The following is a 23880-nucleotide window of genomic DNA, read 5'->3' on the forward strand; positions in this document are numbered from 1 at the left end:
CGCTGCTAGCCTACACATCCCAGCCCCCCCCCCTTCCTCTGGCGCTCTTTTCCGGTTACATTTGTGTTTTTTTGTGTTTGTTGTTCGGTGGGTCTCTTTTCAACCCCACCCCGGCCGAACACAGCCGCGACGGCAACGAACTGGTCGTGACCCCGACCACCGGCCTGACCGACGGTACGCAGTTCACCGTGGTCGTCGACTATGGTGGCCGGCCCGAGCCGCTGACCAGCCCGGACCTCGGCGTGGGCGGCTTTCACGTGACCGACGACGGGGCGATCGCGCTCGGCCAACCCGAGTCGGCCAGCACCTGGTTCCCGGTCAACGACCACCCGCTGGACAAGGCAACCTTCGACATCGAGATCACCGTCCCGGACGGGCTGGCTGCGCTGAGCGTCGGCGTACCGGGGCCGACCCGCAGCGACGACGGCTGGACCACCTGGACCTGGTCGGAGTCCACCCCAGTGGCCAGTTATCTGACCACTGTGGTGATCGGCGACTACCGGGTGGAGCGTGGCACCCATGCCGGCCGGCCGATGGTGACCGCCGTCTCCGCCGACCTGCCGGAAGGCGGCCCGGCCGAGCAGGCGATGGCCCGCACCGGCGAGATCGCCGACTATCTGGAGACGGTGTTCGGCCCGTACCCGGTCGACGCGTACGGCGGCGTGGTGGTGAACGACGACCGGATCCGCTACGCCCTGGAGACCCAGTCCCGGCCGGTGTACGGCGACGTGTTCTTCGACTCCGGACCGGTCACCTGGGTGGTCGCCCACGAGCTGGCCCACCAGTGGTTCGGCAACAGCGTGTCGATCCGGCACTGGCGGGACATGTGGCTCAACGAGGGTTTCGCGACGTACGCGGAATGGCTGTGGTCCGAGCACGACGGTGCGGCCACCGTCGACGAGATGTTCGACCGCGGGTACGACCGGATCGACTGGGCGAGTCCGGCCGGTGACCCCGGCCCGGCGGGGATCTTCAGCCAGTCGGTGTACAAGCGGGGCGGGCTGACCGTGCACGCGTTGCGGTTGACCATCGGCGACGACGCGTTTTTCCGCCTGCTCCGCACCTGGACGGCCGAGCGACGCAACGGCAACGCCAGCACCGAGGAGTTCGTCACGGTCGCCGAGCGGGTCTCCGGGCAGCCGCTGCGGGAATTCTTCGATGCCTGGCTGTTCGGCGACACCGCCCCGGCCAAGCCCTGACTGGTAGTGCGTGGCGGGCCCGGCGTGGATGCCGTGCCCGCCTTGTCATGGTGTGGTGTGGGCTTCGGTCACCGTTGGAGGGTGAGGACGCCGGGGCGGTAGGGCAGGAGGCCGTAGTCGCCGCCGGAGTTGGGGGAGCGTCCCTGGTAGAGCATTTGGAGGTTGCAGGGGTCGATGGTCATGGTCTGGTCGGGGTTGGTGCGGATGAGTTCGCCGTGGCTGATGTCGTTGGTCCAGGTGGCGCCGCTGTTGGCTTTGCCGGCGAAGGGGTTGTTCTCGCTGGTGGCGTTCGGGGTCCAGGTGCCGCCGAGGTTGGTGCCTCGCACGCCACTACCACCGGGCCAACAAACTCTCTGGTCGGGCTCGTACTTCGCCGGCTCCGTCGGCGGCGCGCCACCGAGCATCGTGAAGCAGCACATCGAGCAGCAGAACCGTCCAGGTTAGAGCACTGCTCGGGCCCTGGCGGCCCCCCCAGCGCGGGCCTTCACCCCCGGTCTGAAGGCCGGAGCACTGGCCCGCGTTCCGGTAGCTGACGTTGCTGGCGCTCACCGCCGAGTCGCTCTGGGTCAGTGACGTGTTCCAGGCCTGCGTCACCGTCTGCCCGGCGCCGAACGACCACGTCAGCGTCCAACTGGTCAGTGGATCACCGAGGTTGGTGATGGTCACGCGGGCGCCGAACCCGCCTGGCCACTGGGACGACACCGCGTAGTTGACCGAGCAGCCCGCCGCGGCGGAACCGGACGGTGCCCCCACGGCGAGCGCGGGCGAAGCCAGCAACGCGGCCCCGGCCGACGCCAGGCCGGCTCTGGTTGTTCTCGATTTGATCATTTAGCACTCTCCCAGCAGGACGGTGATCTGGCACTCTGTGCGCAGGTCAGTGTTAGGTGAGCGTTAACATCCGTGCCGGGTACGTTACGGGAGCGTTCCCACTACATCAACCCATGTCTATGCTGGGACGTCGGGTTCCTGCATGAGGCGCGCCGGGGGCAGGTGCGAGTCGGGGTCCGACGGACGGGGGCCCTCCGGGCCGTCCGGGCCGACCCGGACGAATGTCTCCACCCGGGTCACCCGGCACCGGACGCCCTTCAACTCGAAGTCGTCGGTGCGCGGCGGCCGGTGCGCCGCGCGGGCCCGCTCGTACGCGGCCATGAACTCCTCCACCGGGGTGTCGTCGTCCAGCTTGACCCCGACGTCGGAAATCGAGAACGACTCCGCGTCCCGAGCGTCCTGCGGCGTAGCGTAGGTGGTGGACGACCGCGGCCGCCATCTGCCAGCGACGCACTCTCCGACGGTGAAGCCGACCGGGAGCAACACCACGTTCGGATGCGTGGTCACCGCCAGCCGGGAATCGGCGTGCACGTCCCCTGGGACAGCTCTCGGATGGTAGGAGGCGGAGACCATCTCCATCCGGACGAGTCCGTTGGTCAGTCCGGTGCCGGCGGCCGGGTCAATGACGAATCCGTCCAACTGCGACGTGTTCCGCATCGTCTGGCCCGGCGGGTACGGGTCCGGGTCGGTCGGCCGGGGTGGCTCCGGCCCGTCCGCGCCCATCCGGATGAACGGCTGGGCTCGGATGATCCGGTAGCGGGAACCGTTGACGGTCAGTTCGTCGACCGCCTCCCAGTCCAGCAGCTCGTACACCGCTTCGTACTCTGCCCGCTCGGCGGCGTGCTCGGGGGTCTGCGGTGTCTCACTGTGCAGCCGCCGGAAGTGGGACGCGAGGCTGTCACGGGCATCCTGCGGGCTGTCGGCGTTCAGCCGTAAAATTCGCCACCGACCGTTCACCTCCTGGGCGGAGCCGTAGATCGGGGCACCCCACATGATCTTCGGATAGGCGGCCGCACGGTTGCGGGCGTCGTCCTCGGAAACCGCCGATACCGGGTCGTCCCGATGCTCGATCCTGATCAACAGGTGCTCAGGCACCTGGTTGGCGTCATAGACCATGTACGCATTGTGATGGCTCAATCGCTGGACCGCAGCCCCGCCCCGCCGGGATCGGCCCGCACCACGGTCGATCCGTATCGGTGTGGCCCTACTGGCCGTTCGGGTCCAGGCTCTGCTGACCATTCGGGTCCAGGGCAGCACGCGCCTCGTCTCGGCTGGGGTACCCGCAGAGCTCGACGAGATTGCCGGTCGTCGCGACGAATGCCTCGTAGATGTCGTCGTCGAAATGGTTGAGCCAGTCGCCGGCCTTGCCCTTGCGGTAGTGCGCCGTCGGCCCGGTTTCCAGGCGATTCTTGCGCATCCGGGAGAACCCGTGCCGGTCGAGCAGCGCCGCCAACTCGGCCGGAGGCAGGGCAATCCCACAGTGCCGCATCAACTCTTCCACCTCGTCCGCCTGTCGCTCACCGGTCAGATCCTCGTACCGGAAGAGGCGGAACGTCTCGGCGCTGGGTGCGACCACCCACGACCGCAGCGCGGAGAAGAGGTTCTTCTCCGCGAGGTGGTTGATGATGTAGAGGAGGCCTTCCTTGCGCGGCTTCTCTTTGAGGATCTTCCGATGGTGCAGGACGTCACCCATCGGGGTGTGCGAGTTCCGCAGCGAGAAGTAACTGGAGACGACGATGTCGCGCGGGTCCCGCATCACGAAGAAGGCCCGGTACTTCTCCGGCTTGGGGATCGCTTCGAAGCGTTTGTAGCCGACGAAGAGCGACGATGCGACCCGGCCGGGCGGAATGGCGTCAGGGTAACGCCGCCGGTGGACCCGCTGATCGAAGGGCAGCAGGCCGGAGTACTGATACACGACCGGGTCGCTGAGGATGGCCTTCACCCACTGGCTGCCCGTCTTGCGGACCGTGCAGTGGTAGATGTTGTCGTATTCGCAGCGGGCGACCACCGGGATCGTCAGCCGGCTTCTCGCGATCCGCGTCTCGAGCATCGTCCACCGCACCGCTACCCGCAGGTTGCTGGGCGTGTGGTGCTTGGCGAAGGTGAAGGTCTGTTTGATCAGTGTTCTAGCCCTGTCTCTGCCCGCAGCCTGTTCCTGCCCGCAGCGGATCTCTGCCCGAAGTGGACGACGCACGTCAGCGGATGATGCGCATCTCGGCCTGAGATGATAGTACGCACCTCAGTCTGAGATGATGATGGACGTGGACCGTTCGGTCAACCTCCGAGCCGCCCGTGAGACTCCCCTTGCTGAGCGTGCCGACCCAGGAGTAGGCGGCGGAGGTCGATGCCGAACCGGGTGCGCGGCTCGGCTCGTTTGTAGCAAGTAGTTGACACAAATGGGCGCCTTGGTTCACTCTGCTTGTACTGCATGCTTGACACAAGCGGGGAAACTCATGACCAGGTCGATCGCCCGGCGCACCGCCGCGCTGCGCTGGGCCGGAGTGGCGGTCGGGGCTGTCGTCGGCGTGATCGCCGCGCGATCGGGGGACCTCGGCGTGGGGCTGCTAGTGGCGGCACCCCTGCTTGGGCTCTGCACGCTCGTCGGCGTACTCGCCGGGGAGCTCACGGTACGGCCACCACGTGGGCCGACCCGGACCGCCGCCGTCGAGGTCCGCCGGATCCGCGACTACCTGCCGCGCCGCCTCGGCGGGGTGGTGGGGGTGGCCGGCGGGGTGCTCCTCATCCTGCTCGCCGCGACGACGACGGCCGGTGACCCCGACGACATGGGTCGCCCGGGACGGGCGCTCATCCGGCATTGCGCGGCCGGCCTGTACGAGAGCCGCGGCCCGTGGCCGGGCTCTTTCTACACCGGCGGGCTGGCGGTCGTCGTGCTGGTCGGTCTACTGATGGCGTGCCTCGCCCTGCGCGCCATCGTCCGGCGACCGCGGTCCGGGAGTACCGGCGATGCGGCAGTCGACGACGTGCTGCGCAGACGCGCGGCCCACGTCGTCACCGGCGCGGTCGGCATCCTCGTCGCCATCCCGCTCGCCGGGGTCAGCCTGACGGCGGCCAACGTCCTGCTCGGCACGTCCTGCGCGCCTACCTGGTGGACCGTCACAGGCTGGGTGCTGCTCGCGCTGGCACCGGCAGCGCTCGCGATGGGGGCCTGGTGTGCGGCTGCAGTCCTGCTGCCCACGGACCGGGCCGATTCACCGGTGCGGACGCGATGACCGATCGTCTTGCGTTGACGGTGGTCACCGGTGATCCCACGCCGCCCTACGAACAACTACGCCGTCAGTTGGTCGAACTGATCCGGTACCGCGCGCTGGCCCCCGGCGACCGCCTCCCGCCCGTCCGCCAGCTCGCCGCCGACCTGGGGTTGGCCGCCGGTACGGTGGCCCGTACGTACCGCGAGCTCGAGGCGGCCGGGTTGGTGACCTCCCGGCGTGGCGGCGGCACCCGGGTCGCAGCCGCGCAGCCCGCCGGGCCCGGTCCGGATGAGATGCTGCGTCACCACGCTGCCGCGTTCGTCCGCGAGACGCGTCAACTCGGCGTGGACGACAGCCAGATCAGCTCGGCGGTCGCCCGAGCGCTGGAGGCTTCGACGCAGGACCCCGACGCGCAGGTCCGGTAGTCTGCCGTCCAGGAGTTGGGCCGGCTCAAAGGATGTCGAGAACGGCGCGTAGCAGCCGGTTGACCTCGACCATCTCGGCCGGGCTCAGCCGGCCGACGCGCTCGCCGATCGCCTTTTCGACGTCGACGGCACGCAGTTGGTCCAGCATGAGTCGGGTTGGCTCGCCGCGCACGGTGACCTCGGGCCGGAACACGTACGGGTGGGTTGAGGCGGAGGTAGGAGCGACGATGATCGTGGACAGGTTGAGATCGTCGGACTGCACCACCACGGCGTACCGCGCTCCTTTTTGCTCATTGCGGGGTGCGCGCAGCCGGTAAACGTCACCACGCACTGAGCTCGTCCATCTCAGCCTGTACCCGGCGAACCTCCGCGAGGTCGTCGATGTCGCCACGAGCGTGCTCCGCGTCGGCCCGCATCCTTGCCCTCAGCGCCTGGTCGGCGTGCTCATCGAGAAGCCGCGTGATGACCTCGTCAATCGGCGCGTCACCGAACTCTTCCGTGCGGGTCCGCATCAGCCGGTCGCGAGTGGCCGTGCTGACCCGGATCGTCGTCGTCGCCATGCAGAGAAGTCTACGTATCGGGCTACTTGTCATCTACAACTCAGGTCTACTTCCTTCGGCTGCTTGCCGATCCGCTAGCGGCTGGTGGTGCAGCGGTTACCGGTCGGTAATGATGGCCGGATGCGGTACGACGTGGTCGTGATCGGCTCCGGGTTCGGCGGCAGCGTCGCCGCTCTGCGGCTCGCCGAAAAGGGCTACTCGGTGAAGTACGAGCCCGACCAGAGCTTGTTGGCCCGGTGGTAGTGGCGTGCGAGGTCGGGGAACTCCTGCCGGAGGCGGCGCGGCGGGACGCCCTTGAGTGAGTTGACCAGGCGGGAAACGGCGACTTCGGGTGGGTGGTCGACCAGCAGGTGGACGTGGTTGTGGCCGCCGTTGAACTCGACCAGTTCGGCCTCGAAGTCCGTGCACACGTCCCGCATGATCTGTTTCATGCGGGTCAGGTGCCGGTCGGCGAACACCGGGTGCCGGAACCTCGTCACGAAACCAAGTGGACGTGCATCGCGACGACGCAGTGCCTGCCGGTACGGACACCTTCGACTTCTGGCGTAGACCAATATGGTGTCGTGTGGTTCGTGCAGCTCCGGTACCAGTTCCGGGTCTATCCGACGCCCGGCCAGCAGATCACGCTGGCGAAGGCGTTCGGATGCGCCCGGGTGGTGTTCAACGACGGGCTGCGCGCCCGGCGGACCGCCCACGAGCAGGGTCTGCCGTACGTGTCGGACGCCGAGCTGTCCAGGCGGGTCATCACGCGGGCCAAGGCGACTCCGGAGCGGGCGTGGCTGGGCGTGGCTGGGTGAGGTGTCGGCGGTGGTGTTGCAGCAGGCCCTCGCGGACCTGAACACCGCGTACCGCACCTTTGACCGCGCACATCCTGGGCGGGCGGTGATCGGCGCCAGCCGCTCCGACGGCGTCGTCGACGCGTACCACCGGGTTTTCGGTTGTCTGGGCCTGTACGTGGTCGACGGCGCGGCGGCGCCGGCCAACCGGGGGGTGAACCCGTCGCTGACCATCGTCGCGCTCGCCGAGCGGGCGATGGCCCACTGGCCGGTCAAGGGCGAGCCGGACCGCCGCCCCCCGGCGAGCTGAGCCGCGACCCTGAACCATCGTCGGGACGGTTCGGCGACGGTCGGTAGGCTCCGGAGCATGAGCACGCCGCGTCCGGTCCTGGTGGTGGACTTCGGAGCCCAGTACGCCCAGCTGATCGCCCGTCGGGTGCGCGAGGCCAAGGTCTACTCGGAGATCGTCCCGCACGACATGCCGGTGGCCGAGATGATGGCCAAGGAGCCGGCCGCGATCATCCTGTCCGGCGGCCCGGCCAGCGTCTACGCCGACGGTGCCCCGCAGGTCGACCCGAAGCTGTTCGACGGTGGGGTGCCGGTCTTCGGCATCTGCTACGGCTTCCAGGCGATGGCGCTGGCGCTCGGCGGCACGGTGGCGCACACCGGCAACCGGGAGTACGGCGGCACCCCGCTGGCCGCCCGTCCCGAGGCCGGAGTGCTGCTGCGGGAGCTGCCGACCGAGATCCCGGTGTGGATGAGTCACGGTGACTGCGTGACCGCCGCGCCGGAAGGGTTCACGGTCACCGCCGGCTCGGCCGGGGCGCCGGTCGCCGCGTTCGAGGATCTCGCCGGCCGGCGGGCCGGGGTGCAGTTCCACCCGGAGGTGGGGCACACCGCGCACGGCCAGCTGATGCTGACCCGCTTCCTGTACGACATCGCCGGCATCGAGCCGACCTGGACGCCGCAGAACATCATCGACGAGCAGGTGGCCCGGATCCGCGAGCAGGTCGGTGCCAAGGAGGTCATCTGCGGGCTGTCCGGCGGAGTCGACTCGGCGGTCGCCGCCGCGTTGGTGCACCGGGCTGTCGGCGACCAGTTGACCTGTGTCTTCGTCGACCACGGGCTGCTGCGGGCAGGGGAGGCCGAGCAGGTCGAGTCGGACTACGTCGCCGCGACCGGGATCAAGTTGAAGGTGGTCGACGCCACCGACCAGTTCCTCGGCGCGCTGGCCGGGGTGACCGACCCGGAGCAGAAGCGCAAGATCATCGGTCGGGAGTTCATCCGGGTCTTCGAGGCGGCGGCCCGCGAGGTGGCCGCCGCCGGTGACGTCGAGTTCCTGGTGCAGGGCACCCTCTACCCGGACGTGGTGGAGTCCGGTGGCGGCACCGGCACCGCCAACATCAAGTCGCACCACAACGTCGGCGGGCTGCCGGACGACCTGCAGTTCGCCCTGGTCGAGCCGCTGCGCACGTTGTTCAAGGACGAGGTGCGGGCGCTCGGCCTGCAACTCGGGCTGCCGGAGGCGATGGTCTGGCGGCACCCGTTCCCCGGCCCGGGGCTGGCGATCCGGATCATCGGCGCGGTCGACCGGCAGCGGCTGGACCTGCTGCGCGCCGCCGATCTGATCGCCCGCGAGGAGCTGACCGCCGCCGGGCTGGACCGCGACGTCTGGCAGTTTCCGGTGGTGCTGCTGGCCGACGTGCGCAGCGTCGGGGTGCAGGGCGACGGGCGCAGCTACGGCCACCCGGTGGTGCTGCGTCCGGTGTCCAGTGAGGACGCCATGACTGCCGACTGGTCCCGGCTGCCGTACGAGGTGATCGGCCGGATCTCCACCCGGATCACCAATGAGGTGCCCGAAGTGAACCGGGTGGTGCTGGACGTGACCAGCAAGCCGCCGGGCACCATCGAGTGGGAGTGAACTGACCGGTCAGCCGGTGGTGGCCGAGGGGCGATCATCCGGTCCGTGGTGGGTCGCCGGAGTTGCTTGTACGGGGCCTGAGCTGTGGGGTTCTGGGAGGTCGTCATGCTTCAACGGTCCACGCGGCGGTCCTCGGCGACCTCGGTGACCCCCCGGATCAATACCCTGATCCGTCCCGGAATGCGGCTCTAGGTAGTCAAGTAGTTACCTAGAATACTGTCGCCAATCTGACAGTCGTCCGCGCCGACTGGCCACTTGCGGGCAGAATTCGGACTCGTGACTCCCGCCCTAGAGCCGCTTCGCAGGATCGCGGCATACGCTGTCTGTGCCGATTCGGAGGACCGGGTTCTGCTGGTCCGCGCCTCTCCGCGCTCTGGTACACCCGGGGTGTGGTCGCTGCCGGGAGGAGCGGTGGACCACGGGGAGGATCCCAACCACACCGTGGTCCGGGAGACCGCCGCGGAAACCGGCATTTCGGTCGCGATCACCGGGTTGCGTGACGTGCTTGCCGACATGCGCTCCCTTCCTCGGCGCGGAATCACCCTGCACACCGACCGGTTGATCTACGATGCGTCGATCCGTGGCGGGCAGATCTGCCACCGGATCAACCAGCCTACCGACCTCGCCCGGTGGTGCAGTCTGGACGAGGCGAAGCAACTGCCGCTGCGTCCGTTCACCGCCAGTGCCCTCGGCCTGCCGCCGGAGACGATCGACCTGCGCCCGGACACCGCTCCCGACTTCCCGTCGTTCTACGCCGTACCGGGGCCGGACGGGCTGCACCGGGCGCAACGGTTCGCCGCGTACGCGGTCGCCACCGATCCGGCTCGGCGGGTCCTGCTGACCCGGATCGCGCCCGGCTACCCGGGTGCCGGTCGGTGGCATCTGCCCGGCGGTGGCACCGACTACGGCGAACAGCCTGGCACGGCGCTGATCCGAGAGCTGGTCGAGGAGACCGGCCAGCGTGGCAGGCTGGTCCGGCTGCTCGGCGTGGCCAGCCACCGGGACGCGGCCTCGCTCGGTCCGGAGGGCTACCCGATCGACTGGCACGGGGTGCGCGCCTTCTACCAGGTGGAGGTGGACCGCCCGTCGCTGCCGATCGTCACTGACATCGGTGGGTCGACCTCGGAGGCCCGCTGGTTCGCTCGGACGGATCTGGCTGCCATCCGGTCGGAGCTGACCGAGGTGACCGCCGAGGCGGTCGGAGCCGCCCGGCTGGTCTGACCCCGACCCTGGCGGTGCCCTCCGACGCTCGGCGGCACCGCTGGGAAGGCTGTCGTCGATGCTTGCTTCAGCTAGCACCGCTTGCTGAAGCAAGCGCATCGCCGTGAGCAGGTGACCGGTTTGGCCCGGACGAACCGGCATAACTCAGACTGATCTCTCGCCATCCCGCGTCGGCTGTGCAATGGTGTAGGCCGCATAATCGGGCGTCCGGCACAAACTTGCGCCGGGCGACCGACCGATGATGGAGGGATCCGTGGCGAGAGCCCCGTGGCGGCGGCGGCGTACGACTGACAGTCCCCGGCCGGCAGGACGTCAATGGGCGGGCCGTCGATGGACCGGTCCGCTTCGTCGTAGTGGCAGCCTGGCCCGCCAGGTCCTGCTGGTGCGGGTCGGCCGCAGCGGCAGCGACCGGCTCCGTTTCGGCCGGCGGTCGGCGGACTCCGTCGGACGGTACCGGGTTGACCCGCTGACGGCGGCCGAGATCGCCGCGATCGCTCCGCTCAGCCCGGCGGTCGGTCCGGTCGGTCCGGCACCTGCCACCGGTGTCGAGGACCGCCCGATCGCCCCCGACGACCACACCGCCACGGCGGACAGCCGGCCCGGAGAGCTGCCGCCGGCTGCCGTACCGCTGCTGCCCGGCACCCCGACGGCGGCCCGGCGGGCCGGCTTCGTGCTGGTCAACTCGACTACGCTGGCCAGCCTCACGCTCGGCCTCACCGCCATCTTCCTGGCGATGGAAGGCGACGTACGCCCGGCTGCGGCCTGCCTGATCGCCTGCGTGGTCTTCGACGGACTCGACGGGGCGCTGGCCCGCCGGCTCGGGGTGGCGAGCCCGTTCGGCGCGCAGATGGACTCACTCGCCGACATGTGCTCGTTCGGGCTGGCCGCCCCGGTCGTCGTCTACGCCTCGCTGGCCGGCTCGGTCTCCACCACCGCCGCGGCGGTCGCCTGCGCCCTGGTCGCCGGCTGCGCAGCGATCCGGCTGGCCCGGTTCAACGTGTCGCCGTGCGACGGCCGGTTCTTCACCGGCGTACCGACCACGCTGGCCGCCGCCGTCCTCGGTCTCGGCGTGCTGATCGACGTCCCGATCCCCGGCGGTGCGCAGCTGGCGGTCGTGGCGCTGCTGGCCTTCGCGATGATCTCCAGCTTCCCGTACGCGAAGCTGGCCCGGCTGATCAAGCTGCCGCCGTGGCTGTGGGTCGTGCCGGTGGTCGGCGCGTTGATCGACGCGCGGCTGACCTTCGGCCTGACCGTGCTGGCCTACCTGGTGAGCGGGCCGGTGCTCTGGCTGCACCAGCGGCGGGCCACCTGACCCTCAGCCACCGGCCCGGCCCCGACCGGCCGGCTCTGGGGGTCAGCGCCAGCGGGCGATCACCGAGCTGCCACCGGCCACCCGGTCACCCGGCCCGACCAGCGCCTCGGCGGCGTCCGCCGGCAGGTAGACGTCGGTGCGTGAACCGAACCTGATCAGCCCGAACCGCTCACCCTTGGCGAGCAGACTGCCGACCGGGGCGCGGTGCGCGATCCGTCGGGCCACCATTCCGGTACGCTGCGCGACCACCACCCGGCCCCGAGCGGTCTCCAGCACCGTGTACGCGGCGACGTTGTGCTCGGCGGCCGGCTTCATCGCGGCGGCGAAACCGCCGTCGGTGACGAAGTGGTCGACCACCCGGCCGGCCACCGGGCTGCGGTTGACGTGCACGTCGAGCACCGAGAGGAAGACCGCGATCCGCAGGAACCCGGTGGCACCGAGCCGTTCGTCGTGCACCCGCTCCACCGACAGCACCCGGCCGTCGCTCGCCGCGACCACGGCGGTCGGATCCTCCGGAACGTCGCGTTGCGGATCGCGGAAGAACGCGGCGACCGGGCCGGCGGCCAACGCCGGCAGCAGCCAGAGCCGGCTCTTCGGCCGGGCCAGCCGGGTCGCCGCGGCCAGCCCGAGGGCGATCCCGGCGGCGGCCACGCCGCTGGAATCGATGTGCATCCCCCGGGTCAGCGGCACGCTGCTCGTCCGGAACGCCGGCCCCAGCTTGGCGGCCCGGTCGACCGGCGCCGGGGTGAACCGCAGCCGGTGCACCCGCAGCGGCGGGACGTTGCGCAGCACCAGGTCACTGCCGACGCCGAAGAGCGCCACCTGCCGGTCCAGTTCGGCGGCCGCACCCGAGGTGCCGCCCGGCAGCGCAGCGACGGCCACGGACAGCACGGCGCCTTCGGTGAGGTACTTGCCGTAGCCGTCGATCATGACGCGGGCCTGCTCACCACTGCCGGTGAGGACGGTCCCGATGATGAGCAGGTCGGCCGGGTCGGCGGCCGACGCCGTCTCGATCACCCGGACCCGTTCGTCGACCCACGGGCCGTGGCCGGCGATCTCCGCCCGCAGCTGTGCCGTCTGGTCGACGCTGGCCGGCACCACGGTCATCGTGTCGCCGGGTAGCAGTGCGTCGATGGCGGCGTCGACCAGCATCGATCCCGGGGCCACCTCGACCAGCAGGACGTGCTTCGCCGCGTTGTCCCGGGCGAGTTCGGCGGTCAGCGCCCGGGCGGCGCGGTCGCCGACGTCGGCGCGGGCACGAAGCACGGAAGTGACTGGTACGGGGGTGTCGGACATGGCGGACGGGCTCCTCGCGGCAATGGTGGGACGCGGACCCAGCATAGGTGCACCACCGGTGGGCTGCAGCGGGCCGTCAACCACCCGATCCGCTGGGCCGGGTGGCCGGCTCGGCAGACGTCGGGGCATCGGACGTCGGCCCGGCGGACGTCGGCCCGGCGGGCGCGGAGGCGTCGGCTTCCGCCGGCCCGTGGGCCTGGCCAGCGGTGCCGGGGGGCGGTTCGCTGCGGCCGGACCGCAACGCGCCCACCAACCCGAGTACGCCGAGCAGGATCAGCCCGCCGGCGACGATCCAGCCGACCCGGGGCAGCGGTACGTCGACTGACTGGGCGATCAGCCACCAACCGGCGATCAGGAGGAAGATCAGGCCGAAGGTGAGGGAGACGCCGTCGGTGCGGTGCCGTTTCATCGGATGACCTCCAGGTCGCCGGCGTTGATTTCGATCCGCAGGGTGAGTTCGCCGCCGCCGGTACCGTCCGATCCGAGGTCCTCCACGATGCGGCGGCCCTGCTCGAAGCCGTCCCAGCGGTGTCCGAGCACGGACGCGTTACCGGCGTTCATGTCGGTCTCGGTCCGTACGTCGACCTCGTCCGGCAGGTAGACGCGAAGTTTGCCGAACGACAGCGAGACCGTCACGTCCTTCTGCCGGTCGGTGAAGTCCACGTTGCGCAGGTCCAGCACGGCGTCGCCGAACGTTGCCTGGTAACGCGAATCCACCTGGCCGTAGGTGGCCGGTTTCCACACCATCGGCTCCGATGCGGCCTCCTTGGCCGACTCGGCGAGGCTGGAGACACCGACCGCTGCGGCAGCCGTCAGACCCAGCGCGATGAGCCAGCGGGCCCGGCCGATCCAGGCCCCGACCAGCAGCCCGACCGCGATCGTGGCGAGTACCGCCGCGAAGTAGGCCGAGGGTGGCGTGGGCGCCAGGTCGGTCAGGTCGAGCGCGGTGACCAGCCCGAGCACCACGAAGATCATCGAAAATGTGATGGTGCCCAGCCGGGACCGTTCCTTACGGGGCCGTGGCGCGACCGACGGTGGCGGTGGCACCGGGTGCGGTGGGACCGGAGGTGGCGGGGGAAACTGCCCCGGTGGCCCGCTACGACCCGCGTACGGGCCGTAGGGCGCGAATGGTGCCCGGTAGCCCCCGAGGGCTGCCGGCTGGCCGGCGGCGACCGGTGCGGCCGCTAGCGCCGCTCCCGCTACCGGCCCGTACGGCGGCGGACCGTATCCCGCCGGTGGCGGCGGACCGTATCCCGCCGGTGGCGGCGGACCGTATCCCGCCGGTGGCGGCGGACCGTACCCGGCCGGTGGCGGTGGGCTGTACGCGGCCGGTGGGCCGTATCCCGGCGGTGGCGGCGCCGGGGGTCCAGCCGGTCGCGGACCGTCCTCCCGGAGACTGCGGTTGAGCAGCAACACGCCGCCGATCAGCACCGCCGAACCGAGCAGGACGGCCCGGAACCCGTCGGTCACGATGAAGCCGAACATGACAGCGGCGAGGATGCCGATCACCAGGACGGTGACCGGTGAAGTACTCGACCGGCCCCGGCCAAGCAGCCCTTCCACCGGCGAGGTGCTGTCCCCCTCACTCGGGGTGGCCAGCCACACCACCAGATACACCAGGATGCCGATACCGCCGAAGAAGCCGAGCACCGCCAGCAGCACCCGCCACAGAACCGGGTCGGTGTTGGTGGCCCGGCCGATGGCTCCGCACACCCCGGCCAGGTACCGGCCCTGACGCGGCCTGATCAACCCGTACCGCGAGGCGAGGGCCTCGGCCTGCGGAGGCGGTGGCTGCCAGCCGTACCCGGTGGTGGGGGGGTCCGTCGGCGGGGCCGACGCGGTCCCGCCGGCCGACTCGCCCGCTGGACTGGCCGCCCCTGCCGGCCCCGTTGCCTGGTCGGGTGGCTGCGTCGACTCGTCCGCTGGGTCGGGTGGCTGTGCCGGTTCGGTCGCTGGGTCGGGTGGCTGCGCCGGTCCACCTGGCTTGGTCGGGTCGTCGGTCATACTTGTGATCCTCCGTGTCCGGCTGCCCGACCTGCCTCGGGAATCGACCCTGAAGCCACCCTGACTTTCCAGACGGTGGCTGTCCGGGACGTCCCCGTGGTCGCGCGGGTCGTCGCCGTGTGACGATCGAATCCACCGGCCGGTATCCACCGGCCGAAGTCACCGCCGCCGGGCGCCGCCGGCCGGAATCGGCCGTCAGACCGTCCACGTCCCACCCGCCGAGGAGGCAGCGATCACTACCGCGATCGAGCCGCCACGTCTGTATCGCAGTCGCGAGCAGCGGGTGGTCGCCGGAGTCGCCGCCGGGATCGCCCACCACCTGCGACTGCCGGTGGTCGGCGTACGGGTGGCGTTCGTCGTACTGATCGGGTTCAGCGGCCTCGGGGTGCTGCTCTACGCGGCGTTCTGGGCGGTGGTGCCACCTGCGACCGTTGGGCCCCCGAAGCGTCGCGACCTGGGCGAACTACTGCCGTTCGTGGCGATCGGCCTCGGCGTCATCTTGATCCAGGTGCTGGTCTTCGAATCCAGTGGAGTGAGTGCCACCGCCGGCTGGCTGGTGGCGGTCATCGCGGTCGGGACCGGGATCATCTGGCACCAGTCGGCACCGGAGCGCCGGCGGGCCTGGCGGGAGACCCTGCCACAGGTGCCGTGGCTGGGCGCGGTGGTCGACGAGAGCGACCGCCGGGCCTTCCTGCTGCGGTTCATCGGCGGCGGGCTGCTGGTGGCGGTCGGCGTGATCGGGGTGGTGGCGGTGTATTCGCCCCGGGGCGACTTCGCCGCCGTCATCAACGGCGTCATCTTCGCCCTGGTCGGTCTCGCTGGCGTCGGGGTGGTCACCGCCCCGGTGCTGTGGCGGACGTTCAACCAGTTGCGCACCGAGCGGGAGGGCCGGGTCCGGGAGCAGGAGCGGGCCGAGCTTGCCGCGATGATCCACGACCAGGTGCTGCACACCTTGGCGCTGATCCAGCGCAACGCCGCCGACCCGAAGACCGTGCAGCGGCTGGCCCGGGGGCAGGAGCGGACGCTGCGGAACTGGCTCTACAAGCCGACCGCCTCGCCGACCGAGCGGTTCGCGGCGGCGTTGGAGCAGGTCGCGGCCGAGGTGGAAGACACTTTCGGATTGTCCGTCGAGGCCGTTGTGGTGGGCGACCGGGGCACCGACGAGCGGGTTGGCGCGCTGGTGGCGGCGACCCGGGAGGCGCTGGTCAACGCGGCGCGTCACGCCGGGGTGCAGACTGTGTCGCTGTACGCGGAGGTGGAGCCGGAGCAGCTCAGCGTCTTCGTCCGGGACCGGGGCGCGGGCTTTGACCCGACCCGGGTGGGGGACCACCGGCACGGGGTGCGCGGCTCGATCGTCGGCCGGATGCGCCGGCACGGCGGTCGAGCCGAGATCATTAGTACGCCGGGCTCGGGTACCGAGGTCCGGCTGACGCTGCCGGTCGGGCCGGAGAGCCGGCGGCCTGGGCCGGAGAGCCGACAGCCTGGAGAGGATGGCCGACATGAGTGAACCGACCAGCCAGCCGGCGGCGGGTGGGGCACCGGGGCAGCCGGACGGACGGCGGTTGCGGGTATTCCTGGTCGACGACCATGCGATGTTCCGTACCGGGGTCCGCGCCGAACTCGGCGCCCACGTGGATGTGGTGGGCGAGGCGAGCACGGTGGCCGAGGCGGTCAGCGGGATCGCCGCGGTCGGCCCCGACGTGGTGCTGCTCGACGTACACATGCCTGATGGTGGGGGACGGGCGGTGCTGGACGCGGTGCTGCGGGGCTCGGGCGTGGCGCGGCCGTCGGTGCGGTTCCTGGCGCTGAGCGTCTCGGACGCGGCGGAGGACGTGATCGGGCTGATCCGGGCCGGCGCACGTGGCTACGTGACAAAGACGATCTCACCGGACGATCTGGCGGCGGCGATCCAACGGGTGGCCGACGGGGATGCGGTGTTCAGCCCCCGGCTGGCCGGGTTCGTGCTGGACGCGTTCGCCGCCCGGCCGGACGCGCCGGTGGTGGATCCGGAGCTGGACCAGCTGACCAACCGGGAGCGGGAGGTGCTGCGGCTACTCGCCCGGGGCTACGCCTACAAGGAGATCGCCAAGGAGCTGTTCATCTCGATCAAGACGGTGGAGACCCACGTCTCGAACGTGCTGCGCAAGCTGCAGATGTCGAACCGGTACGAACTGTCCAGATGGGCGGCGGACCGCCGGCTCATCTGACCGACCAGCGGACTTGCTCTATCTCCCGGATGGTGGGAACCTGGTTGGCGATCCGTCCGGTGTCGATCATGGCGGGCCTGGTTGTGGGCTCGCGATGCGTCTGCTGCGGACCGGTGTTAACCCTGAGGTTACAAGCCGGCAATTGCCGCCAATCCGGCATCCGGGCACCTCGGACAAGTGGTGACTAATCGTATTGACTTAACATCCGAACGTGATGGAGGGGTCGCGGGGAAGGTCACACGAGGGCTTTCCTACTCTGCGGTAATAAGGGTTGTACAGTGGTCGGATGCCCAGGTCAGGGCGGGTCTGAGCGACGGTTGAGTGATCTTGACCGGAGTATCGGGGCCGTCCCGTCCGCGTATCACCTTGATAACGGCACCTTCACGCAACGGGCTACCTGGTGTCACAGTGTCAGTCACCTCACAACCCCCCCGTGAGCGCCCTGAGGAGGCTCTCCCATGCGTGGGAAAACCCTAAAGGTGGCGGTCGCAGCGACCGCCATCGCTCTGTTCGCCACCGCTTGCAGTAGCGACGGCGAAGACACCACGGAGAACAACAACTCCGGCGGTACGCTTCGCATCTACGCCTCGGAGCCGGCGTTCCTGCTGCCGTCCGCTGGTGACGACGAGCCGTCCATCCTGGTCATCCGCCAGCTCTACCGTGGTCTGGTCAAGTACAACGCCGAGACCGGTGAGCCGGAGAACGACCTCGCCGAGTCGATCGAGTCCGAGGACAACAAGACCTGGACGGTCACGCTCAAGGACGGCTACACCTTCGACAACGGTGAGCCGGTCAACGCCGACGCCTTCATCCGGGCGTGGAACTACACGGCGTACGGGCCCAACGCCCAGAACAACGCCTACTTCATGAAGCGCATCGTCGGCATCGACGAGGTCAGCGGCGAGGAGCCGGCGGCCGAGGAGCTCTCCGGCCTGGCCAAGGTCGACGAGCTGACCTTCACCGTCGAGCTGAAGGAGCCGTTCGCCGGCTTCCCGGCGATCGTCGGCTACTCCGGGTTCTTCCCGATGGCCGAGGCCTGCCTCGAGGACACCGACGCCTGCAACGAGACCCCGATCGGCAACGGTCCGTACAAGATCGAGGGCAGCTGGGAGCACGACCAGCGGATCCAGTTGGCGCGCAGCGAGACCTGGGCCGGTGAGGAGAAGGGCGCGGCCGACGTCCTGGACTACAAGATCTACGCCGATGTGGACGCCGGCTACGCCGCCTTCCAGTCCGGCGAGCTGGACGTGATGTACACCATCCCGCCGGCGCGGTACCAGGAGGCCAAGCAGCAGTACGGCGACCGGATGTACGAGGCCCCCGGCGACAGCTTCACCTACGTCGGCTTCCCGACCTACGACGAGCGCTTCGCCGACAAGCGGGTCCGGCAGGCCTTCTCGCTCGCGGTCGACCGGCAGGGCATCATCGACGCCGTCTTCGACGGCCGGTTCACCCCCGCTGAGGGCGTTGTGGCGCCGACCTTCGACGGCTACCGCCCGGGTGTCTGCGAGTACTGCACCCAGGACGTCGAGCGGGCCAAGGAGCTGCTGGAAGAGGCCGGCGGCTGGGACGGCGAGCCGCTGGTGCTGTGGGCCAACGCCGGTGCCGGTCACGAGCAGTGGCTGCAGGCGGTCGGCGACCAGCTGAAGGCCGCGCTGGGCATCGACTACGAGCTGAAGGTCAACCTGCAGTTCCCCGAGTACCTGGCGACCGCCGACGAGAAGGAGTTCACCGGTCCGTTCCGGCTCGGCTGGGGCCCGGACTACCCGGTGGTCGAGACCTACCTCTACCCGCTCTACGGCTCCGGTTCGGACAGCAACGCGTCCGGCTACAACAACCCCGACTTCGACGCGCTGATCGCCCAGGGCGACGCCGCGGCGGACCTCGAGGCGGCCATCCCGTTCTACAACCAGGCCGAGGACCTCATCGTGGAGGACATGCCGGTCATCCCGATGTGGTTCAGCAAGATCGCTGCGCTGTACGGCGAGAACGTCGACGAATTCCACTGGAACAAGATCTCGGACGCTGAGTACGGCAAGATCACTCTGAAGAACTCCTGACCTGCGAGTCTGACTGATCAAGTCGTAACGCGACGTGGCGGCAACGGGAACTCCCACGAGGGGGCCTGTTGCCGCCACGTTTAGCGCCGAGAGGAGACCCCCCAGATGGGGCGCTACGTCATCCGACGGTTGCTCCAGTTCATCCCCACCGTGCTGGGCACCATGTTCCTACTGCACTACGTCACGTCGCTGGGCATCCAGTTCAGCGGCAACCCGGTCCGGGCGATCTTCGGCGACCGCAAGCCGACAGAAGCTCAGCTCGCCGCCATGACCGAGAAGCTCGGCTTCGGCGACCCCTGCCTGGAGCAGCCGGGCAACCCGTGCTTCGGTCTGTTCCTCGACCGCCTGCAGGACATCTTCCTGCGCTTCGACTTCGGCATCAACCTGCAGCAGGAGCCGGTCACCGAGCTCGTCTCCCGGGCCCTGCCGCACACCCTCAAGCTGGTGCTCATCGCCATCGTCTTCGAGGCGGTCATCGGCATCTTCGCCGGCGTCCTGGCCGGTCTGCGTAACGGCAGCTTCTGGGACTACCTGGTCAAGATCTCCACGGTCTTCGTCATCTCCGTGCCGATCTTCGTCCTCGGCGTCGTGGTCCGCCAGTACGTCGGCGTCGAGTTCGGCAACGTCCTGCGCGGGCAGGACTGGATACCGGAACTGATCTCGCGAGGCGTCTTCGGCGCCGGGTTCATCGCCGACTACCCGACCGCCAGCCTGGTCATCCCCGGCATGGTGCTCGGCGCGGTCTCCCTGGCCACCACCGCCCGGCTCACCCGGACCAGCATCATGGAGAACGTCCGGGCCGACTACGTGCGTACCGCCAAGGCCAAGGGTCTGGCGAACCGGCGGGTCATCGGCGTGCACACACTGCGCAACTCGCTCATCCCGGTGATCACGTACCTCGGTGTCGACATCGGCTCGCTGATGGGCGGCGCGGTGGTCACCGAGCGGATCTTCAACGTACGTGGTATCGGATCGTTGGTCGCCCAGGCCGCCACCTCCGGTGAAGCCTCGGTGGCGATCGGTGTGGTGACCATGCTGGTCATGGTCTTCCTGCTGGTGAACCTGCTGGTGGACCTGCTTTACGCGGTCCTCGATCCGAGGATCCGCTATGAGTGATCACAATGGACCGAACATCTGGCCCGGTGCCGTGCTGATCCACGGCGGACCGAGCGTAGCGAGGTGCCACCATGAGTGACCCGACCCATCCCACGGCCCCCGCCGGCGGCACCGAGGTGGCACCACCGCCACCCGAACCGGCCCCGGCCGCGGCCACCACCGAACGCAACGCCAGCCTGTGGGCCGACGCCCGGCGGCAACTGCTGCGCGACCCGGTCTTCATCGCCGCGTCGATCTACGTGCTGCTGGTCGCGTCGATGGCCGCCTTCCCCACCCTGTGGACCCGGCAGGACCCGCGCGCCTGCGACGTCCAGCGGACCCGGATCGCGCCCAGCTGGGAGCACCCGTTCGGGTTCAACAACCTGGGCTGCGACTACTACTCGCACGCCATCCACGGGGCCCGGCCGTCGCTGCAGATCGCGATCTTCGCCACGCTGGGCATCGTCCTGCTCGGCGGCACCGCCGGGCTGCTCGCCGGCTACTTCGGCGGCTGGGTGGACGCGATCATCTCGCGGATCACCGACATCTTCTTCTCGCTGCCGTTCCTGCTCGGTGCGATCGTCTTCCTGACCGTGATCAAGCAGCAGAACGTCTGGACGCTGGCCGCCGTCCTGATCGTGCTCGGCTGGACCACCATCGCCCGGATCATGCGCGGCAGCGTGCTCTCCTCCAAGGGCCTGGACTACGTGCAGGCGGCCAAGGCGATGGGGGCCGGGCACGGTCGACTGATGTTCCGGCACATCCTGCCGAACGCGATCGCACCGATGGTCGTCTACGCGACGATCACCCTGGGCGCGTTCGTCTCCGCCGAGGCGACGCTGACCTACCTCGGTGTCGGTCTGCAGCCACCGGAGGAGTCCTGGGGGATCATGATCTCCCAGCACCAGGTCTACTTCCTGGACCACCCGTGGCTGCTGCTCTTCCCGTGCGGGCTGCTGGTCGGCACGGTGCTCTCCTTCATCCTCATGGGCGACGCCCTGCGTGACGCCCTCGACCCGAAGCTGCGGTGAGGTGAGCCATGGCGACAGACAGAGACATCACCGCCACCATCGACGCGCTGCCCGGCCTCGACGCCAGCGCACCGCCGCTGGAGGTCAACGACCTGCAGGTCGAGTTCCGCACCCGCAACGGCATCGCCCGCGCGGTCAACGGGGTGAGCTTCTCGTTGCAGGCCGGCGAGACCCTGGCCATCCTGGGTGAGTCCGGTTGCGGCAAGAGCGTCACCGCCCAGGCGATCATGGGCATCATCGACTCGCCGCCCGGGTTCGTCACCGGCGGCGAGATCAAGTATCGGGGCGTGGACCTGCTCAAGCTGCCCGAGTCGCAGCGGCGCAAGATCCGGGCCAACCGGATCGCGATGATCTTCCAGGACGCGCTGTCGGCGTTGAACCCGGTGTTCACCGTCGGCTTCCAGCTCTCCGAGCTGTTCCGCAAGCACCGGGGGATGTCCCGGGCCGACGGGAAGGCACGGGCGGTCGAGCTGCTCGACCTGGTGAAGATCCCGGCGGCCAAACAGCGGGTCGGCGACTTCCCGCACCAGTTCTCCGGTGGCATGCGCCAGCGGGTGATGATCGCGATGGCGCTGGCTCTCGACCCCGAGGTGCTGATCGCCGACGAGCCGACCACCGCGCTCGACGTCACCGTCCAGGCCCAGGTGATGGCTTTGCTCGCGGAGCTGCAGCGGGAACGCAACATGGGCCTGGTGCTGATCACCCACGACATGGGGGTGGTGGCCGACGTCGCCGACCGGATCTCGGTCATGTACGCCGGTCGGGTCGTCGAGGAGGCGCCGGTGCGGGACATCTACGCCTCGCCGGCGCACCCGTACACCAAGGCGCTGCTGGAATCGATCCCCCGGATCGACCTCAAAGGCCAGGAGCTGAACGTCATCAAGGGCCTGCCGCCCGCGCTGACGAACATCCCGGCCGGCTGCTCGTTCAACCCGCGCTGCCGGTACGCGCAGGATGTCTGCCGGGCCGACCCGGAGCCGCCCCGGTTCGCGCTAACGCCGAGCCGGACCTCCGCCTGCCACTTCTGGAAGGAGGTCAAGGGCGATGAGTGACGTTGTCCTGGAGACCAAGGATCTGGTCAAGCACTTCCCGCTGACCCAGGGCATCCTGTTCAAGAGGCAGATCGGCGCGGTCCGCGCGGTGGACGGGATCAGCCTCCAGCTGCACCGGGGCGAGACGCTCGGCATCGTCGGCGAGTCCGGCTGCGGCAAGTCCACCCTGGCCAAGCTGCTTGTCGGGTTGGAGACCCCGTCGTCCGGTTCGATCATGGTGCACGGCGCGGACGTGGCCGGCCGCAGCGGCGCCGAGATGCGCCGGGCCCGGCGCAACATCCAGCTGGTGATGCAGGACCCGTACACTTCGCTGAACCCGCGGATGACGGTCGGTGACCTGATCGGCGAGCCGTTCGAGATCCACCCGGACGTGGCGCCGAAGAGCGACCGTAGCCGCCGCGTCCAGGAGCTGTTGGAGCTGGTCGGCCTCAACCCGGACCACATCAACCGCTACCCGCACCAGTTCTCCGGCGGGCAGCGGCAGCGGATCGGCATCGCCCGGGCGCTGGCGCTGCGCCCGGAGATCATCCTCTGCGACGAGCCGGTCTCCGCGCTGGACGTGTCGATCCAGGCGCAGGTGATCAACCTGCTGGAGCAGCTGCAGAAGGAACTGGGGCTGTCGTACATCTTCATCGCCCACGACCTGTCGGTGGTGCGGCACATCGCACACCGGGTCGGTGTGATGTACCTCGGCAAGATCGCGGAGATCGGCACCGAGGAGGAGATCTACGAGCGGCCGACCCACCCGTACACCCAGGCGTTGCTCTCCGCGGTCCCGCTGCCCGACCCGACGGTGCGCGGCCTGCGGGACCAGATCGTGCTGGAAGGCGACGTGCCGTCACCGGCCGACCCGCCGTCGGGCTGCCGGTTCCGGACCCGCTGCTGGAAGGCACAGGACATCTGCGCCGCCGAGGAACCGACCCTGACGGTACGGGAGACGTCGGCGCACCCCAGCGCCTGCCACTTCGCCGAGGTGCGCGACGTCGTGCACGTCACCGAGTAGTCCGGGCGCCGGCCCGCTCGTCGCCTCGCATCACGTTGACGCATGGTGGGAGCGGGCCGGCTGGCCGCCCTCGTGCGTTCCGCCCGGCTGAATCGAGCGCCGGCTGGCTGAGGTGACGGCCGGGCCGGTGATCACAGTGGGCCGCGGCCGGCCCGCAGCACCAGCAGCGCCAACTGGGTGCCGTCGGCACCCAGTTCAGACCGGTAGCGGTCGACAATCTCACGTTCCCGGGAGAGCACCAGCCGGGTGCCGCCCGAGGCGATCCGGACCGCGCCCACCTGCCGCGACAGCTCGGCCCGTTCCTGCCAGAGCGCGATCAGCGCGTCGTCGATCTCGTTGATCCTGTTTCGGATGGCCAGGATACGGTCGGCCGCCTCCGGCGCGTCCGTCCCGGTCTGGTGACGACCGTCGGATCGCCCTGCCGGGCCGGTCGCGCCAGACTGGCCCGCCTCCTCAGCGGTGCCGGCCGGTGGCGTCGCGCTGCTGTCGGCGGTGTGCGCAACGGCGTTGGTCCCCATGTCCTGCCTCCTGGACTGTCCGGCCCCGGTGGACGCGGAACCCGGAACGCGAAGTGGGGGGGGGGAGGGGGGGGGGGGGGGGGGGGGGGGGGGGGGGGGGGGGGGGGAGGGGAACGAAAGACGAAAACCCCAGGACAGAGCCAAGAGAAAAAAACGCCTCGGG

General features: G+C 69.7%; 24 protein-coding genes and 3 pseudogenes. 16 read left to right on the plus strand and 11 right to left on the minus strand.

Annotated elements, in window-relative coordinates:
- Positions 1-59: 59 nt before the first annotated feature.
- Positions 60-1199 (plus strand): M1 family metallopeptidase, encoded by a 1140-nt coding sequence (locus tag ACXAHD_RS21390; RefSeq protein ID WP_475052753.1) that lies wholly within the window; start codon positions 60-62, stop codon positions 1197-1199.
- A gap of 68 nt (positions 1200-1267) precedes the next feature.
- On the opposite strand, the pseudogene ACXAHD_RS21395 reads toward ACXAHD_RS21390, so the two are convergent.
- The 4 genes and pseudogenes from ACXAHD_RS21395 to ACXAHD_RS21410 form a co-directional block, all read right to left on the minus strand.
- Positions 1268-1516 (minus strand): annotated as a pseudogene (locus ACXAHD_RS21395) (non-reducing end alpha-L-arabinofuranosidase family hydrolase); the annotation flags it as partial.
- A gap of 13 nt (positions 1517-1529) precedes the next feature.
- The gene (locus ACXAHD_RS21400) at positions 1530-2027 is read right to left on the minus strand and encodes a cellulose binding domain-containing protein (RefSeq protein WP_475052737.1); all 498 of its coding nucleotides are present in this window, start codon (positions 2025-2027) and stop codon (positions 1530-1532) included.
- A gap of 117 nt (positions 2028-2144) precedes the next feature.
- Complete coding sequence (locus ACXAHD_RS21405; RefSeq protein ID WP_281551832.1) at positions 2145-3143, minus strand: DUF5954 family protein; 999 nt, start codon at positions 3141-3143, stop codon at positions 2145-2147.
- A gap of 88 nt (positions 3144-3231) precedes the next feature.
- Positions 3232-4149, minus strand: coding sequence for a sulfotransferase domain-containing protein (locus ACXAHD_RS21410; RefSeq protein WP_281555721.1), 918 nt, complete (start codon positions 4147-4149; stop codon positions 3232-3234).
- Positions 4150-4480: 331 nt separating this feature from the next.
- On the opposite strand from ACXAHD_RS21410, the gene ACXAHD_RS21415 reads away from it, so the two are divergent.
- Together ACXAHD_RS21415 and ACXAHD_RS21420 are read left to right on the plus strand one after the other, a co-directional pair.
- The gene (locus ACXAHD_RS21415) at positions 4481-5257 is read left to right on the plus strand and encodes a hypothetical protein (protein WP_475052739.1); all 777 of its coding nucleotides are present in this window, start codon (positions 4481-4483) and stop codon (positions 5255-5257) included.
- Complete coding sequence (locus ACXAHD_RS21420) at positions 5254-5661, plus strand: GntR family transcriptional regulator (protein WP_281551830.1); 408 nt, start codon at positions 5254-5256, stop codon at positions 5659-5661. Before ACXAHD_RS21415 ends, ACXAHD_RS21420 begins: the two co-directional genes overlap by 4 nt.
- Positions 5662-5686: 25 nt before the next feature.
- On the opposite strand, the gene ACXAHD_RS21425 is transcribed toward ACXAHD_RS21420, so the two are convergent.
- Positions 5687-5992, minus strand: a complete 306-nt coding sequence (locus tag ACXAHD_RS21425) for a type II toxin-antitoxin system PemK/MazF family toxin (RefSeq protein ID WP_289211373.1) — start codon at positions 5990-5992, stop codon at positions 5687-5689.
- On the minus strand, positions 5982-6221 hold the full coding sequence (locus ACXAHD_RS21430) for a hypothetical protein (RefSeq protein WP_281551828.1): 240 nt from the start codon (positions 6219-6221) through the stop codon (positions 5982-5984). The genes ACXAHD_RS21425 and ACXAHD_RS21430 overlap by 11 nt, the downstream gene beginning before the upstream one ends.
- A 120-nt stretch (positions 6222-6341) precedes the next feature.
- Between ACXAHD_RS21430 and ACXAHD_RS21435 the strand changes: the two are divergent.
- Positions 6342-6425, plus strand: a pseudogene (locus ACXAHD_RS21435) (FAD-binding protein); the annotation flags it as partial.
- Here the strand turns inward: ACXAHD_RS21435 and tnpA are convergent.
- Positions 6416-6652: an IS200/IS605 family transposase gene (gene tnpA / locus ACXAHD_RS21440; protein WP_475052757.1), complete on the minus strand. Its 237-nt coding sequence runs from the start codon at positions 6650-6652 to the stop codon at positions 6416-6418. The pseudogene ACXAHD_RS21435 and the gene tnpA sit on opposite strands and share 10 nt — an antisense overlap.
- Positions 6653-6784: 132 nt before the next feature.
- Between tnpA and ACXAHD_RS21445 the strand changes: the two genes are divergently transcribed.
- From ACXAHD_RS21445 to ACXAHD_RS21465, 5 genes and pseudogenes are all read left to right on the plus strand, one after another.
- The gene (locus ACXAHD_RS21445) at positions 6785-7018 is read left to right on the plus strand and encodes a helix-turn-helix domain-containing protein (protein WP_281551827.1); all 234 of its coding nucleotides are present in this window, start codon (positions 6785-6787) and stop codon (positions 7016-7018) included.
- A 44-nt stretch (positions 7019-7062) separates the two neighbouring features.
- Positions 7063-7307 (plus strand): annotated as a pseudogene (locus ACXAHD_RS21450) (GMC oxidoreductase); the annotation flags it as partial.
- 57 nt (positions 7308-7364) lie between these two features.
- Positions 7365-8918, plus strand: a complete 1554-nt coding sequence (gene guaA, locus ACXAHD_RS21455) for a glutamine-hydrolyzing GMP synthase (protein ID WP_281551826.1) — start codon at positions 7365-7367, stop codon at positions 8916-8918.
- 276 nt (positions 8919-9194) lie between these two features.
- Positions 9195-10139: an NUDIX hydrolase gene (locus ACXAHD_RS21460; RefSeq protein WP_281567249.1), complete on the plus strand. Its 945-nt coding sequence runs from the start codon at positions 9195-9197 to the stop codon at positions 10137-10139.
- A gap of 253 nt (positions 10140-10392) precedes the next feature.
- On the plus strand, positions 10393-11451 hold the full coding sequence (locus ACXAHD_RS21465) for a CDP-alcohol phosphatidyltransferase family protein (protein ID WP_281551824.1): 1059 nt from the start codon (positions 10393-10395) through the stop codon (positions 11449-11451).
- 42 nt (positions 11452-11493) lie between these two features.
- On the opposite strand, the gene ACXAHD_RS21470 is transcribed toward ACXAHD_RS21465, so the two are convergent.
- From ACXAHD_RS21470 to ACXAHD_RS21480, 3 genes are all read right to left on the minus strand, one after another.
- Positions 11494-12747, minus strand: a complete 1254-nt coding sequence (locus tag ACXAHD_RS21470) for a phosphatidylserine decarboxylase (protein WP_281551823.1) — start codon at positions 12745-12747, stop codon at positions 11494-11496.
- A gap of 76 nt (positions 12748-12823) precedes the next feature.
- Positions 12824-13156, minus strand: a complete 333-nt coding sequence (locus tag ACXAHD_RS21475; protein ID WP_281551822.1) for a hypothetical protein — start codon at positions 13154-13156, stop codon at positions 12824-12826.
- Positions 13153-14751 (minus strand): PspC domain-containing protein, encoded by a 1599-nt coding sequence (locus ACXAHD_RS21480; RefSeq protein ID WP_475052746.1) that lies wholly within the window; start codon positions 14749-14751, stop codon positions 13153-13155. Before ACXAHD_RS21480 ends, ACXAHD_RS21475 begins: the two co-directional genes overlap by 4 nt.
- A 244-nt stretch (positions 14752-14995) precedes the next feature.
- Between ACXAHD_RS21480 and ACXAHD_RS21485 the strand changes: the two genes are divergently transcribed.
- The 7 genes from ACXAHD_RS21485 to ACXAHD_RS21515 all read left to right on the plus strand — a co-directional run bounded on the left by ACXAHD_RS21485 (position 14996) and on the right by ACXAHD_RS21515 (position 23199).
- Positions 14996-16258 carry an ATP-binding protein gene (locus ACXAHD_RS21485; RefSeq protein WP_281555720.1) on the plus strand — a complete coding sequence of 421 codons (1263 nt, stop codon included), beginning with the start codon at positions 14996-14998 and terminating at the stop codon, positions 16256-16258.
- Entirely contained in the window at positions 16251-16958 is a 708-nt protein-coding gene (locus ACXAHD_RS21490; protein WP_281551820.1) for a LuxR C-terminal-related transcriptional regulator, read from the plus strand. Before ACXAHD_RS21485 ends, ACXAHD_RS21490 begins: the two co-directional genes overlap by 8 nt.
- A 458-nt stretch (positions 16959-17416) precedes the next feature.
- Positions 17417-19018: a peptide ABC transporter substrate-binding protein gene (locus ACXAHD_RS21495; RefSeq protein WP_281551819.1), complete on the plus strand. Its 1602-nt coding sequence runs from the start codon at positions 17417-17419 to the stop codon at positions 19016-19018.
- Positions 19019-19123: 105 nt separating this feature from the next.
- The gene (locus ACXAHD_RS21500) at positions 19124-20134 is read left to right on the plus strand and encodes an ABC transporter permease (protein ID WP_289211369.1); all 1011 of its coding nucleotides are present in this window, start codon (positions 19124-19126) and stop codon (positions 20132-20134) included.
- 71 nt (positions 20135-20205) lie between these two features.
- Positions 20206-21144, plus strand: coding sequence for an ABC transporter permease (locus ACXAHD_RS21505; protein ID WP_348650037.1), 939 nt, complete (start codon positions 20206-20208; stop codon positions 21142-21144).
- 8 nt (positions 21145-21152) lie between these two features.
- On the plus strand, positions 21153-22196 hold the full coding sequence (locus ACXAHD_RS21510) for an ABC transporter ATP-binding protein (protein ID WP_281567251.1): 1044 nt from the start codon (positions 21153-21155) through the stop codon (positions 22194-22196).
- Complete coding sequence (locus ACXAHD_RS21515) at positions 22189-23199, plus strand: ABC transporter ATP-binding protein (RefSeq protein ID WP_281551816.1); 1011 nt, start codon at positions 22189-22191, stop codon at positions 23197-23199. Before ACXAHD_RS21510 ends, ACXAHD_RS21515 begins: the two co-directional genes overlap by 8 nt.
- Positions 23200-23330: 131 nt before the next feature.
- Here ACXAHD_RS21515 and ACXAHD_RS21520 read toward each other — a convergent pair whose 3' ends face one another.
- A complete protein-coding gene (locus ACXAHD_RS21520; protein ID WP_281551815.1) occupies positions 23331-23717 on the minus strand; it encodes a chorismate mutase in 387 nt (128 codons plus the stop codon).
- Between the last annotated feature and the right edge of the window lie 163 nt (positions 23718-23880).

The sequence above is a fragment of the Micromonospora sp. ABR4_055 genome (assembly GCF_056160425.1).

Bases quoted from the DNA above. Each gene is read 5' to 3' on its own strand.
- guaA (WP_281551826.1), top strand. From the start codon at position 7,365: ATGAGCACGCCGCGTCCGGTCCTGGTGGTGGACTTCGGAGCCCAGTAC.
- tnpA (WP_475052757.1), bottom strand. From the start codon at position 6,652: ATGAAACAGATCATGCGGGACGTGTGCACGGACTTCGAGGCCGAACTG.
- ACXAHD_RS21510 (WP_281567251.1), top strand. From the start codon at position 21,153: ATGGCGACAGACAGAGACATCACCGCCACCATCGACGCGCTGCCCGGC.
- ACXAHD_RS21490 (WP_281551820.1), top strand. From the start codon at position 16,251: ATGAGTGAACCGACCAGCCAGCCGGCGGCGGGTGGGGCACCGGGGCAG.
- ACXAHD_RS21495 (WP_281551819.1), top strand. From the start codon at position 17,417: ATGCGTGGGAAAACCCTAAAGGTGGCGGTCGCAGCGACCGCCATCGCT.
- ACXAHD_RS21500 (WP_289211369.1), top strand. From the start codon at position 19,124: ATGGGGCGCTACGTCATCCGACGGTTGCTCCAGTTCATCCCCACCGTG.
- ACXAHD_RS21520 (WP_281551815.1), bottom strand. From the start codon at position 23,717: ATGGGGACCAACGCCGTTGCGCACACCGCCGACAGCAGCGCGACGCCA.
- ACXAHD_RS21430 (WP_281551828.1), bottom strand. From the start codon at position 6,221: ATGGCGACGACGACGATCCGGGTCAGCACGGCCACTCGCGACCGGCTG.
- ACXAHD_RS21515 (WP_281551816.1), top strand. From the start codon at position 22,189: ATGAGTGACGTTGTCCTGGAGACCAAGGATCTGGTCAAGCACTTCCCG.
- ACXAHD_RS21415 (WP_475052739.1), top strand. From the start codon at position 4,481: ATGACCAGGTCGATCGCCCGGCGCACCGCCGCGCTGCGCTGGGCCGGA.
- ACXAHD_RS21405 (WP_281551832.1), bottom strand. From the start codon at position 3,143: ATGGTCTATGACGCCAACCAGGTGCCTGAGCACCTGTTGATCAGGATC.
- ACXAHD_RS21400 (WP_475052737.1), bottom strand. From the start codon at position 2,027: ATGATCAAATCGAGAACAACCAGAGCCGGCCTGGCGTCGGCCGGGGCC.
- ACXAHD_RS21480 (WP_475052746.1), bottom strand. From the start codon at position 14,751: ATGACCGACGACCCGACCAAGCCAGGTGGACCGGCGCAGCCACCCGAC.
- ACXAHD_RS21475 (WP_281551822.1), bottom strand. From the start codon at position 13,156: ATGAAACGGCACCGCACCGACGGCGTCTCCCTCACCTTCGGCCTGATC.
- ACXAHD_RS21420 (WP_281551830.1), top strand. From the start codon at position 5,254: ATGACCGATCGTCTTGCGTTGACGGTGGTCACCGGTGATCCCACGCCG.
- ACXAHD_RS21505 (WP_348650037.1), top strand. From the start codon at position 20,206: ATGAGTGACCCGACCCATCCCACGGCCCCCGCCGGCGGCACCGAGGTG.
- ACXAHD_RS21470 (WP_281551823.1), bottom strand. From the start codon at position 12,747: ATGTCCGACACCCCCGTACCAGTCACTTCCGTGCTTCGTGCCCGCGCC.